Annotated in this window: 11 protein-coding genes; 6 read left to right on the top strand and 5 right to left on the bottom strand. The window is 47.3% G+C overall.

Features of this window, described 5'->3' with window-relative positions; genetic code table 11:
* Positions 1–557: 557 nt before the first annotated feature.
* A complete protein-coding gene (locus GGU45_RS08630; RefSeq protein WP_435223829.1) occupies positions 558–1,025 on the top strand; it encodes an Lrp/AsnC ligand binding domain-containing protein in 468 nt (155 codons plus the stop codon).
* Between the two features lie 142 nt (positions 1,026–1,167).
* Here the strand turns inward: GGU45_RS08630 and GGU45_RS08635 are convergent, their stop codons facing one another.
* The 4 genes from GGU45_RS08635 to GGU45_RS08650 all read right to left on the bottom strand — a co-directional run bounded on the left by GGU45_RS08635 (position 1,168) and on the right by GGU45_RS08650 (position 5,024).
* Positions 1,168–2,253, bottom strand: a complete 1,086-nt coding sequence (locus GGU45_RS08635) for an ABC transporter permease (protein ID WP_435223831.1) — start codon at positions 2,251–2,253, stop codon at positions 1,168–1,170.
* A gap of 101 nt (positions 2,254–2,354) precedes the next feature.
* A complete protein-coding gene (locus GGU45_RS08640; RefSeq protein ID WP_435223832.1) occupies positions 2,355–3,497 on the bottom strand; it encodes a glycosyltransferase in 1,143 nt (380 codons plus the stop codon).
* Positions 3,498–3,641: 144 nt separating this feature from the next.
* Positions 3,642–4,088 carry a Uma2 family endonuclease gene (locus GGU45_RS08645; protein WP_435223833.1) on the bottom strand — a complete coding sequence of 149 codons (447 nt, stop codon included), beginning with the start codon at positions 4,086–4,088 and terminating at the stop codon, positions 3,642–3,644.
* A gap of 153 nt (positions 4,089–4,241) precedes the next feature.
* Positions 4,242–5,024, bottom strand: a complete 783-nt coding sequence (locus tag GGU45_RS08650) for an alpha/beta fold hydrolase (RefSeq protein WP_435223834.1) — start codon at positions 5,022–5,024, stop codon at positions 4,242–4,244.
* Positions 5,025–5,219: 195 nt separating this feature from the next.
* On the opposite strand from GGU45_RS08650, the gene GGU45_RS08655 reads away from it, so the two are divergent.
* The 5 genes from GGU45_RS08655 to GGU45_RS08675 all read left to right on the top strand — a co-directional run bounded on the left by GGU45_RS08655 (position 5,220) and on the right by GGU45_RS08675 (position 12,591).
* The gene (locus tag GGU45_RS08655) at positions 5,220–5,891 is read left to right on the top strand and encodes a hypothetical protein (protein ID WP_435223836.1); all 672 of its coding nucleotides are present in this window, start codon (positions 5,220–5,222) and stop codon (positions 5,889–5,891) included.
* Between the two features lie 141 nt (positions 5,892–6,032).
* On the top strand, positions 6,033–6,473 hold the full coding sequence (locus GGU45_RS08660) for a MarR family winged helix-turn-helix transcriptional regulator (RefSeq protein ID WP_435223837.1): 441 nt from the start codon (positions 6,033–6,035) through the stop codon (positions 6,471–6,473).
* A 119-nt stretch (positions 6,474–6,592) separates the two neighbouring features.
* Positions 6,593–8,386: an acyl-CoA dehydrogenase FadE gene (locus GGU45_RS08665; protein ID WP_435223839.1), complete on the top strand. Its 1,794-nt coding sequence runs from the start codon at positions 6,593–6,595 to the stop codon at positions 8,384–8,386.
* Between the two features lie 267 nt (positions 8,387–8,653).
* Positions 8,654–10,672 carry a DUF3858 domain-containing protein gene (locus tag GGU45_RS08670; protein WP_435223841.1) on the top strand — a complete coding sequence of 673 codons (2,019 nt, stop codon included), beginning with the start codon at positions 8,654–8,656 and terminating at the stop codon, positions 10,670–10,672.
* Complete coding sequence (locus GGU45_RS08675) at positions 10,672–12,591, top strand: DUF3857 domain-containing transglutaminase family protein (protein WP_435223843.1); 1,920 nt, start codon at positions 10,672–10,674, stop codon at positions 12,589–12,591. The genes GGU45_RS08670 and GGU45_RS08675 overlap by 1 nt, the downstream gene beginning before the upstream one ends.
* Here the strand turns inward: GGU45_RS08675 and GGU45_RS08680 are convergent, their stop codons facing one another.
* On the bottom strand, positions 12,592–13,353 hold the full coding sequence (locus GGU45_RS08680) for a rhamnogalacturonan acetylesterase (RefSeq protein ID WP_435223845.1): 762 nt from the start codon (positions 13,351–13,353) through the stop codon (positions 12,592–12,594). It abuts the gene before it with no gap.
* Positions 13,354–13,355 lie beyond the last annotated feature (2 nt).

Genomic DNA, 13,355 nt, shown 5'->3' on the forward strand with positions numbered 1-13,355 from the left:
GTTACAGGCCCCGCATCGTAATCCTAATTCGTGATAACCGTTCAATCTCCAGAAATGTGTCCATACGATAGGATAGCTATCGGGAGAAAAGATGCTGGATACAGAGGCGGAGAAAAGGGCCAGGGAAGAAGCGTGGAAAAACAGGGAGCGGATCGGTTATAAATAAAGGGTTTCCCGGGGAAAGCACAATAAAAAACCCTCACAGGGCGCACCTGCAAGGGTTTAAAAGCTGTAGGGGGAGGGCTCGAACCTCCACGAGGCAGTTAGCCGCAACACAAAATCCGTGGTGGTCAACCCCGGTCGATTCTGACCGAAATCAGAACCGGCTCTATGCTGTGTTTATCCTGGACTCCTCACCCCCGAGACAAGAGGGCATGTCTGCCAAAAATTTCATCACCCCACAGTGTAAAAGAACCCGCCTTTTTCAGCGTTTGATAGAACAAAAATAGGCATTATTTCCCTATTGTTCCAAATAATTCAATAAAAATTTTGAAAATATAGAGAATTTTTAAATATTTGCATTGATTGTTGAATTATTTAAAATCAATATTGCCTAAATGAACAATAAATTGAATCTGGACAAACTCGATTTACAGATCATCCAGCACATGATGGAGGATGCTGAGATTTCTTATGCCGACCTCGGTAAAAAACTTTTCGTATCGGGCGGTACCATTCATGTGCGCATCAAAAAATTGCAGAAAGATGGCATTGTGAAAGGTACAAAATTAAATACAGATCTGAAGCTATTGGGGTACGATGTTATTGCTTTTATTGGAATTTACCTGAGAGAAAGCTCGTTGTATGATTCGGTGGCCAAAGAGTTGTATAAGCTAAAAGAGGTGGTGCGGCTCAATTATACAACCGGTAACTACAGCATGTTTGCCGAAATTATTTGTAAGGATATCAGCGAGCTCCGCATGGTATTGCATGAGAAACTGCAAAAGATCAAGGGTATTGAAAGAACGGAAACCCTGATATCCCTGGAAGAAAGTTTTGCAAGAAATGTGCGGGTGCTGGATTAGGCAATAGGGAATAGTCAGTAGTGAATCAATACCGTTTCCTTAAGCCAGATGTTGGGCCGGCAAAACGCAAACGGGAATGCGGCGTCTAAGGAAATGGCATCTGTACGGCAGGCCGCCCATTGACTATTTACCATTGCCTTCATCACAGCCTGCCTTTTACGTTTAAGGCGTCCCTTAACCCATTGCCAAACAGGTTAAATGCCAGTACGAGGATCATAATCGCAAAGCCGGGCGCCAGGGCCAGCATGGGGTTTTGAGTAATGATAAAATTATAGTTTTCTTTGATCATTAATCCCCAGCTGGGTTGCGGAGGCTGTACACCAACGCCCAGGAAACTCAGGCCGGCTTCAATAACAATGGCGGAAGCAAAGTTGGCAGCGGCAATTACCAGCACCGGCCCCATAATATTGGGCCAGATATGACGGGCAATAATACGTGCATTTTTAAATCCCAGCGCCCTGGCGGCTTCAATATATTCCAGTTCCCTTACAGCCAGTGCCTGGCCTCTGACAAGGCGTGCAACATTTACCCACATCGTTAAACCCACAGCAATAAACACCTGCCAAAATCCCTTACCCAATGCTAATGTAATGGCAAAAACAAGCAGCAGTGTAGGGATGCTCCAGATTACATTGATAAACCACATAATAACTTCATCTACCCGGCCCCTGTAAAACCCGGCGAGGGAGCCAAGGATCAGCCCGATGCTGATGGATATCAGCACCGTGATCATACCCACGCTCAGGCTTACCCGTGTACCCACAATGAGCCTGCTGAGGATATCCCGCCCGTAGGTGTCGGTACCCAGCCAGAAGGTTTTTGTAACAATGGGCTTTGCCGGCAATTGTATCTTTGCAAAAGCCATTTTTTCAGTCACACCTTCATCAATATATTTATCAATAAACACACTGTCTCCCACGTATCTATAAGCTACTATAGGAATATAATCCGATTGGTCGGGCCGGCCCGTAACCAGCTGTTGCAGAAAACCTGCAGGGGGCTGCTGTTGCTCTTTTTTTATTTTAAGGAAGCTTTGTTTAAATCCAGGCCGGGCACCACCGATTTCGAGGATGATCCGGTTGGCATTGGGAGAGGCGTCTTCTGCCAGAAAATAGCAGAATACTGCTACAAAAACCGACAAAAGGATCACCCATAAGCCGGCCATTGCGCCCTTGTTTTTTTTGAGCCGCTTCCAGGCAGGCTGGTGGAATATGGCGAATAATTGCATGCGGTTCAAATGTATGAAAAAACAAAACCGGAAAATGGGTGCTACTATTCTTCCGGACTTTTTATCTTCATTTTTGTGTGGTTGCCGATTGGGTTGAAATACTATTTTACTCTTCTGCCTTTCCACTCATACCGGCCAAAACTGCCAAGGAACCCTGCAAATACCGTGTAACCGATATGCAGCGGCTGCAATAAAAAGAAATATCTGAGCCGTTCCTGTTTATTAAAGAACCTTGCCACACTTTTAATAAAAGGATATTCGACAAGGGTTTTCAAAACCCAACAGGCAAGCAATGTAAAAAAGTAATCGTTGTTTGCGAACCCCGCTATGAGCAAAACCAAAAAAGAAGCGTTCAAAAGATATACCAGCAGCAGCACCCCAAAAATACGCTGATCATTATAGCTGGTGGCTTTACTGGCCCAACGGATACGCTGGTTAAAAAAGGCGCGCCAGTTGGGTGCGGCAGCTGTTTTTATAATGGCCTGTTCCGATTTCAGGTAGGTTACCCGCTGCGGGTACTGCTTCCAAATTTTATGCATCAGCAGCATATCATCCCCGGAGGCGATAGTGTCAATGCCGCGAAATCCCTCTACCTCTGCAAATATATCGCGCCGGTAAGCAAGATTGGCTCCGTTGCACATCGTATGTATGTTTTTGTAAACGGAAGCGCCGGTAATGCCCTGCAGGGTGATAAAATCCAGGTCCTGGAATACATTGACCAGTGTGCCCGTTTCAGTGAAGGCCACCGGGGCCGCTATAAATACCGGATCGGTTGCCTGTATGGCCTGTGCCATGCTTTGCAGCCATCCTTCAGGTGCTGTACAGTCTGCATCGGTGCAAACGATCCAATCGTTTTTTGCAGATGCAATGCCAGTTTCAATGGCTTTTTTCTTGTATGAATTAAGCTCTTGTCCGGAGAGCCGGATGAGTTTGATAAAAGGCTCCGCCCCGTTTTCCATTGCAAACCGTTTAATGAGCAGCGCTGTATCATCGTCTGAATGGTCGTCCACCACAATGACTTCGAAAAGAGGAGCAGGATAAGTTTGCTTTTTTATGGATTGCAGCAGGGAGATGATATTTTCCGCTTCATTCCGGGCCGGGATGACAATGGAGAATGTGATGCCCTCTTTAACCGGCGTTCCGGTTGTAACCTGCAGGGGGATCTGGTTCCAGCTTCGGGTGTAAAACAGGATAAGGACTGCATACAATGAAAATAAAACGCTGATGATACCGATCAACCACATGCGACAAAGCTAAGTTTTTATTACCGGGATAGCGATAGTGCTGTTAAATTGGAGCCGCTTTTTTTTACCACTTTGATCGCAATAGAGAACCTGTACGCCTTCTTATAAAAACTAAACAGCAAGTGCCACGCTGCAGACAAAAAGTTACGCACCGGTTATAGCGTGCAGATCAAAAGGGATCCAACAATGTTCGGCCAGGTTCAATTGGAATGGAGGAAACAGTTCTTTGTATTTGTTATCCATCAGTTCAAAAACCTGTACAGTGTTGGTGTCCGGGTCTGCCATCAGGTAGTATTTTACCCCGCAGAATTCGTAAAGGGTAAACTTGGTATTCCGGTCCTTGAGCCGGGTAGCCTGGGAGTATATTTCTACAATTAAAGCGGGTGTTTTTGTAATATGGCCTTCGGGATCCAGGTCTCCGCAGGCAATTAAAATATCGGGGCGTACTACATTGCTTTCATCAATGATCCAATCCTGTTCAAATAAAACCTGGCAGTTGCAGGATGGCCTGTTTTTGCGTAGATGGTTATAAAAATAAGCATAAAGATCACCGCTCATCAGCTTATGTTTGTTGAGCGGCGATGGCCTCATAGCCACCGGGTTAACCTTGATGAGCTCCTAATCGCCCTCCCATTGCTTCCAGTCGCCAATGGTATAAGTAGGTATATATAGATCCGGAATCATTGTTGTAAAGATACAAAAAACCTGTTGTGGAATATAGCAGCTCCAACGCTGCAGGAAATGTTATACAGGCTTCTTCATTAATGCCGCCTGTACGGTAGCATCCTGCAACAACCGGTGCCCTGCTTCCAGTATATGGATTTGAGCAACCGCCCCGATGTTTTTAACAAAGGAAAAGCCTCCGTGTGCCGGAATTACCTTGTCGTACCGCCCAAAATAAAGGTCTGTGGGTGTTTGTTGCCGGGTAATGATTGTTTTTATGCGCGGGGTATCCGGCTTAAAAAAACGGAATGCCGTCCATACGGTGTAGAGTTTTTCCCGCACGTCCCGGCGATGCAGGTGCTGAACCACAAATTTTTTAACACCGGCATTGATCACGCCGGTCTTATAAAGGATGCCCGCAAATTTTATCAGCCAGCCGGGATGCTTCATAGTGACGGCAAATAACCGGTTGCCGATGATGGTATGCGATGAAAACCAGTACCAGGGGCTCATTTTTAAGCCATCCGGCGCCAGCAGGAAAAGATGGCTAACCTGTTGCGGATACTGCTGGTAATAGGAAAGGCACATACGTCCTCCCAGGCTGAACCCAACAAATATTAATGGCTGGGTTACGGGGCGGGATTCCGCATTGAGCATAAGATGAATGATCTCATGAAGTTGGGCCGGGGTAAACCGGAGCCCCTCTTTCCACCGGGTGTTCCCGTGAAAAGGTGCATCGATGGACAGGATGGTGTACCGGTTGGCAGGATCCTGTAATACCGAAAAGGCCCGGGCCGACTCATTGAAGCCGTGGAGGCAGATCACCGGCTGCGGACCGCTGCCACCGACCGTATAGCAGATCACCGATTGGTTATATGAAATATATCGTTGCTCCAGATCTTCAGATTAAAGCCCCGCCGGACGCCGGACCACTGCAATTTCGTTTATTTTAGCGCGAATCCGGCAAGAATAATAAGTAGAAAAATGAGATCATCAGGTGTTTTCTGCGCGGCGGGAGGAAACCGTGTTGTTTTTTAATACAGAACAACACAAGTGACAATGGGAAAAGCGGTTTCGTCCCCGGTTTGGAACAATTCATCCCGCCGGCCGGCTGCAAATCTGCAAAGTGCGTATCTTCCGGTAAAAATGATGCGCTTCTGTCTTTTTTGTCTTTCTGCCATCGCGGTTATAGGATGCCATAAGAAAACAACGGATCGGGTACAGGATCCTCCTGCAATCATAAAACATAAAGACCTCGGTAACCAGGCCATTGCCTTTGGCCAGCAGGCATCTGTTGATATAGACAGTGACGGAACTCCGGACCTGGTTTTTAGAACGTCGTTTCTTGGGGACCCGGTTAACGGCGAGGATAAAAAACAGTGGATGGTGCAAACCCGTGGCACTGTCCGGCTTCCGGTTAATACTGAGGAGCGCATCCCGGTATTCAGCAGTAAACAGCGGATCGGAACCGCAGACTTTAGCGGCTATTACTGGTCAGAAGGCGTTGCCGCGCTGTTGTCGGAGAAAGTAACAAACCTTCAGGATCAGGTCATTTGGCGGGGCGATTGGGTTGCTGTCAGCCACCAGTTCATTCCCTTTTTAATAGGCCGCAACGATGGAACGTACACGGGGTGGGTGGAGGTCAGTTTCAGCAAAGCGCAGGAGCAGCTGATGCTTCACAGGGCCGGCCTCTCCGTTAAAAAAGACCAGGCTATTGATGCCGGCGATTAGGCTTTCGTATATATTGGAAGACCGTTAAAACAGATTATGCAGCACCGCCTTTTTTTGGCCTTTTATTGACGGTAATCAACATTGAAAATGCTGATTGGATTGAAAAATAGGCTAACTTTGGTTAGTTGTTAAAACAACTATATGCCAAACAACCAATTTAAAAAGAGTGAGTTATATAGTTTTATCACCGGCGTGGCCAGTACGGCTATTGCAAGGCGATTGCAAAAGAAGTTCAACCAGGCGGATCTGAATCTGACCATTGAGCAGTGGAGCGTATTGTACCATTTGTGGAAGGAGGATGGTATCAGCCAGCAGGACCTTTGCAAAGCCACTTTTAGGGATAAACCCAGCATGACAAGGCTGGTGGATAATCTTGAAAAGGCAGGAATGGTAAAAAGAATTCCTTCAAAGGCCGACCGGAGAAAGAACATGATCTACCTGACAGAACAGGCCAAGGAAATGCAGGATACCTGCTACAGCTTTGCGGAGGAAACAGTGGAAGAGGCTCTCTCCGGAGTAAGTGAAGATAAAATTGAAGTTTGTAAAGAGGTACTGAAGATCGTATATGAAAATCTAAGGTAAGCGTTATCCGCTTTTAGCCTTCGGTGATAAGCTTTTAGTAACGGTTACGGGCTGATGGCTAAAGACTGGAAGCTGATTTACGGAAGTCAGACATTTAAAAAACTTTAAAAACAAAAACAATGGATGCCGCTGTAAACAACGAAACCATCGCAAAAGGTGCAGAGTGGCTGATAAAGGAACAGGTACCTGCTCAAACATTTATAGCCAATGAGTTTGATGAGGAGCAGTTGATGATCCGCGACCTGTGCAACCAGTTTCTGGAGGTGGAGATATGGCCTAATCTGGACCGTATAGACAGTATGGAACCGGGGCTGATGAAGCAACTGGTGCAAAAGGCCGGCGAGCAGGGCCTGCTGGCTACCTCCTTTCCGGAAGAATATGGCGGGCTGGGTAAAGATTTTGTAACTGCTACCATCATCAATGAGTATCTGGGTGCCGGGCATTCTTTTTCCGTGGCCATTGCTGCACATACCGGTATTGGAACGCTTCCTATTTTATACTTTGGAAATCCTGAACAGAAACAAAAGTATATTCCCAAACTGATTACCGGTGAATGGACGGGCGCTTATGGTCTTACAGAGCCCAATAGCGGCAGTGATGCACTGAGCGCCAAGACCACCGCTAAGCTGAGTGATGACGGAAATTATTATTTATTAAACGGGCAGAAATGCTGGATTACCAATGGAGGTTTTGCCGATGTGTATACGGTATTTGCAAAGGTAGACGGCGATAAGTTTACGGGCTTTATTGTAGAACGCGGAACCGAAGGTTTTACACAGGGACCCGAGGAGCAGAAAATGGGTATAAAGGGATCCTCAACCGTGCAATTGTACTTCCAGGACGCCAAAGTGCCTGTTGAAAATGTGCTGGGAGAAATCGGGAAAGGCCATAAGATCGCTTTTAATATATTAAACATCGGGCGGCTGAAGCTTTGCGCGGCGGCACTGGGCGGGGCGCGCAAGGCGTTTAATACTTCCCTGGAGTATGCGAAGACGCGCGAGCAGTTTAAACAGCCCATCAGTAATTTTGGCGCCATCAAGCACAAGCTGGCATCAATGGCTATTGGAATGTTTGCCGCGGAATCGGCTTTATACCGTACTGCAAAATGGATCGACCAGTTTGAACAAAAACTCCTGGCCGAAGGGAAGCCTTTTAACGAGGCGCTGCTGGGCGCGGCAGAAGAATATGCTATTGAGTGCGCCATGTTAAAAGTATTTGGAAGCGAGCTGCTGGACTTTGTGGTAGATGAAGGTGTTCAGATCCATGGCGGCAACGGGTTTAGCGCCGAGTACAATATTTCCCGGGCCTACCGCGATAGCCGCATCAACCGTATTTACGAGGGTACCAATGAAATTAACCGGTTGCTGATCCTTGATATGACGCTGAAACGCGCCATGCAGGGGCGCCTGAACCTGATGGGCCCTGCAATGGAGGTTCAAAAAGAACTAATGAGTATACCCGACTTCGGCGGCGAAGAGGAAGCTCCTTTTTCCGAAGAACGCAGGCTGATTGCCCATCTTAAAAAAGCCATCCTGATGGTGGCGGGAGCGGCCGCACAAAAGCTGATGATGAAAATAGAAGGTGAGCAGGAGATCCTGATGCATATCGCAGATATGGCTATGGAAGTGTTTCATGCCGAAAGCATGTTGCTGCGCACCATGAAAACCGCCGAAACAAAAGGGGCGGCCGCAGCTGCAGACTACGCGGAGATGACCCGGGTATACCTGTATGATGCAGCAGACCACATAAACAAAGCCGGCAAGGATGCCATTAACGGCTTTGCGGAAGGAGATGAGCGGCGGATGATCCTGATGGGATTGAAACGGTTTACAAAAGCACAACCCTTTAACAGTAAGGAGGCACGGCGCCGTATTGCTGATAAGCTGATCGCTACAGGTTATTATTGTTTTTAATACTCCGTATGAAACATTAAGAAATGGAGCTGTCTTCAAAAGTCGCTTTACAGCATGATGTCGTTCTGAAGATGTCATCCCCGGGCTTGACCCGGGATCTATTCTTGTTTCGGAATCTATTGGTAATTAATCTCTTTTGGATGCCGACGCAAGTTCGGCATGACAAATGAGAAACTTTTGATAACCTCTTTTTTGCGCCCGGCCATTAAAAATTGAAAATTCTTTAACAGAGCTTTTTATATTTGCTGCTGTTACTGAATAACTATTATGAGAACTACTTTATTGATACTGCTTTGCCTGGTATGCCTTTTTCCTGTTGCGGGTGACGCCCAGGAAAAAACAAACTCAAAATTTGGGAAGGTAAGCGCCGGGGATTTTACCCTGAAGTCGCCCGTAATTGACTCCAATACCAGTGCAGTGGTGTTGTCGGATGTAGGCACATCAAAGATCGAGGGCAATAATAAAGGCTGGTTTTCACTGATCCATAAACGTACCACGCGAATCAAAATACTGGACAAGAAGGGATTTGATGCCGGCAATGTTTCTATTGATCTTTATACATCTCCGGATGGAGAGGAAAAACTTACCGAGGTGAAAGGCATTACTTACAACCTGGAAAATGGCATTGTGCAGCAAACAAAGCTGGAGTCATCGAATATCTTCAGGGAAAAACAGAACCGGAACTGGGTGTCAAGGAAGTTTACCTTTCCGAATCTCAAAGAAGGCTCCATTGTGGAATACACCTATTCCATTGAGTCTGAGTTTTTGTTTAACCTGCGGTCCTGGGAATTCCAGGGCGATGATCCCCGGTTGTTTACGCAATACACCGTTTACATTCCCGAATTTTTCCAGTACGTGTTTTTATCGCAGGGATATGTGCCGCTAAAAAATACCAGGAAGGATGTTTTTAAAAGCTGGTCGGTAACCGAATCCAACGGCACCCGGGCAACAGAGCATTATACGCTTTCTGGCTATGAAACACAAAATACCTGGTCGGCAACGGATGTTCCTGCGCTGAAAGAAGAGCCCTTTACATCCTCTATCGAAAATCACAATTCAAAAATCGATTTTCAGCTTTCGCAGTACCGGTTCCCCAACACACCTCCCAAGGATGTAATGGGCAATTGGGCCACTGCCAGCGAGCAGTTGTTAAAGCATGAAGATTTTGGAGGAGCGCTCACGCGCCCCAATTTTTGGCTGGGTGATGAGGTAAAAAAGATCACATCCGATGCAACAACCGATCTTGGGGCGGTGCAGGCCATCTATGCTTTTGTAAGGGATCATTTTACGGCCACCGGATCGAGCGGGTTTTATATGTCGGATAATACCAGCTTAAAGGATGTCTTCCGGAAAAAAAACGGAACGGGTGCGGAGATTAATATGCTCCTGATTGCGATGCTCAGGCAGCGGGGCATCACCGCTGATCCTGTTTTGCTAAGCACCCGGAGCCATGGCCTGGCAAACCCGTTTTACCCGTTGCTCAACAAATATAATTACCTGATTTGTGCCGCCCGCATCGATGGTAAGTCTTGTTACCTGGATGCAACCCGGCCCAGGATGGGTTTTGGAAAACTGCCGGCTGAATGTTACAACGGATCGGCTTTTTTAGTGAGCGCTGCCCCGCGCAACCTGAGTTTTGATCCCGACTCGCTGCAGGAGCGCAAAACCACCTTACTGTTCCTGGTAAACAATGCGGACGGAAAAGGACTGAGCGGGTCATATACCAGTACACCGGGTTATTTTGAATCCTGCGGGATCAGGGACGAGCTGGTAACAAAAGATGCAGGGGACTATCTGAAGGAGGCGGAAAAAGCCTATTCGTTTCCCGTGCGCCTTTCAGAGATACAGATCGACTCTCTAAAAAGAACTGACTTGCCCATATCGGTGAAGTATAAGATGAGCGTTGACCTGGGAGCAGAAGATATGATTTACCTGAACCCGATGTTTAGCGAGGCCATCAAAAAAAATCCCTTTGTTTCGGCTGAGCGAAAGTACCCGGTAGAAATGCCCTATACCCTGTTTCAGTTGTATGTGCTGAATATGGAAATACCGAAGGGTTATGAGGTAGAGGAAATTCCCAAATCGGCGCGTGTTAGGCTCAATGACAATGAAGGTGTGTTTGAGTACATCGTCAGCGCTTCCGGCGGACGCATCATGCTTCAGAGCAAGATCGACATAAAACGGGCTTATTTCCGGGCAGAAGATTACCAGTCATTGCGTGATTTTTTTGGGCATATTGCGCGTAAGCACAGCGAGCAGATTGTTTTAAAAAGAATAAAAAATTAATGGCTGCATTTTTTTTGAGAAGCATTATGGTGCTCCTTTTTGCAGGGGTATTTGTGGTCCGGTCGAAGGCTGAGTACCCGGTAAGCACGATACCTGAGGCGCTGCTAAAAAAAGCAAAGCTGGTCAAGCGGGTAGATGAAACGTTTATTGAAGTGCGCAATACCGGTAAAGCCATTTATCGCCGGCACTATGCATATACGGTTCTGAGCGAAGCGGCCGATGAATATGCCGCGCTTGTGGTAGGATACGACAAATTTCGCCTGATCACTGATATTTCCGGCACCCTTTATGATGCCGGGGGAAAAAAACTGAAATCCATCAAAAGGAAGGATATTCAGGACGGAAACGGTACCGATGGCTCCAGCCTGATTACAGACGGACGTTATAAATACCACAACTTTTATTATAAGCAGTACCCTTATACGGTGGCGTATGATATTGAAGTGGAACTGAACGGTATCTTTTATTTCCCGGAATGGATGCCTCAAAGTGGTCCGCAGATTGCTGTTGAAAACAGTAAGCTTGCTTTTGTACTACCAAAAGATTACAAACTGCGCTATAAAATGTTTCGTTATACGGAAGCGCCGGGGATAAAGGAAACAAAGAATACAAAGACCCTTTCCTGGGAATTGGACAATGTGCCGGCGCAGGAAGAAGAAGCCTTTGCTCCGGAGTGGAACCAGCTGGTGACCCGGGTGCTGACGGCGCCTTCATCCTTTGAGATTGGAGGTTATAAAGGAAATATGGAAACCTGGCAGCAGTTTGGAAGATTTATGACCACCTTGTATGCCGGGCGCGATGTATTGCCCGCCGGTATTAAAACAAAAGTAAAAGAACTGACTGCCGGATTAAAAACGGAACGTGAAAAGATTGATACCTTATACCGGTATATGCAGCAGAATTCCCGCTACATCAGCATCCAGCTGGGAATGGGAGGGTGGCAACCGCTGGATGCCACCTATGTTGCCGAAAAAAAATATGGCGACTGCAAGGCCTTGTCGAACTATATGGTAGCATTGCTTAAAGAGGCCGGTATCCGGGCTTACTCCGCATTAATCACCGGAGGAACGGAGGATAAGGATGTGGTCAGCGATTTTCCTTCCAACCAGTTCAATCACGTTATTGTTTGCGTGCCCGGTGGCAGGGATTCGGTGTGGCTGGAATGTACCAGCCAGACTGTAGAACCGGGTTATATGGGAGGGTTTACCGGAGATCGGGAGGCATTGCTGATTGATGCTGCTGATAGCCGGCTGGTGCGCACACCTGCCTATCCAAAGCCGGAAAATGTGCAGCAGCGGCTCATTGATGCCCGTCTTGATGAAGACGGCACCCTCATTGCTTCGGTTGTGACCCGCTGCTCAGGCCTGCTCCAGGATGACCTGCATCATGTAATGTATGGTTTGTCGGACGAGGAAAAGCAGCAGCGGCTACGGAGTCGTTTCTCAATCCCTAATTACGAGGTGGGCTCTTTTGGTTACCAGGAAGGGAGCAAAAAGGATGTTCCGGCTATTACAGAAAAAATGCAGCTGCTATCAAAGGGATATGCTACCATAACGGGGAAGCGCCTGTTCATTACGCCCAATATACTATCCTCCAATACACCCCAGCTTATCAGGGAGAGCAGGCGGCAGCATGAGATCGTTTTTGATTATGGTTTTGTAATGTCCGATACGGTGTCAATCAAGATTCCCCCGGGGTATGTGGCAGAAGCCATGCCCCGGCCGGTAGCCATCGAAAACGTTTTTGGCGTGTATGCTATCCGGTTTGAGCTGGCAGACGGACTAGTCCGCATGGTGCGCCGGTATGAGCGCAATAGCGGTCGTTTTCCCGCCAGCGATTATGAAAACATGGCTGCTTTTTACAATACGGTGTATGCCGCCGACCGGTCGCGGATCGTATTGGTAAAAAAAGTACAATAATCAACGGCCTGCTTTTGAAGCCGTATCAACCGTCCTTGCAGCAAGCAGGGGCACCTGTTTCCGGATGTCTGCCAGCACCAGCTCTGCAATTTTCCGCGCTCCGAGTTCTGTAAAATGCGTGTCGTCTGTTTTGCCGCTGGGGTAGTTGGGATGCTCGCCGGGGGCCAGGTGCATGAATAATAGTTTGGAATATGCATCGCCCAGTTGCTGGTAAAGCTGCTGGCTGGTTTGGTCAAGGTCGATGAGTGGTGTATGCTCCTGCCGGGCCACTGCTCTTACAATGGCTGCGTAAACGGCATGCGTCTCCATTATTTTCCCCTTGTTATCAAATTTTCTCCTTGCCACCGGGGTAATCAGAACCGGGATGGAGCCCTTATTCCTGGTTTCGTTGATAAATTGTACCAGGTTGTTTTTAAATTCCGGTTGGGGTGTGTAGGTTTTCTTTGTAGGCACTTCGTCATTGTGTCCAAACTGGATCAGCACATAGTCGCCGGGGCCGGCTTCATCGATGATTGATTGCCATAAGCCTTCCTTTTTGAAGGAGGAAGTGCTTCTGCCGTTTTTGGCCTTATTGATTACCGTAACGGATGAATCCCAGAAGTAAATAAAGGGCATGCCCCAACCCGTTTCGGGGAAGGTTCTTTTTTCTTTAATGGCCATGGTGGAATCACCGGCCAGGAATATTTTAATTTTTTTCTGCTGTATCGCTGGCGCAAAAGCGGAAAGCAGCATCCATAAGCCGAGTGCGTAATAATTTTTCATGG

This window comes from Niabella hirudinis (genome assembly GCF_051201075.1).
GTDB lineage: Bacteria > Bacteroidota > Bacteroidia > Chitinophagales > Chitinophagaceae > Niabella > Niabella hirudinis.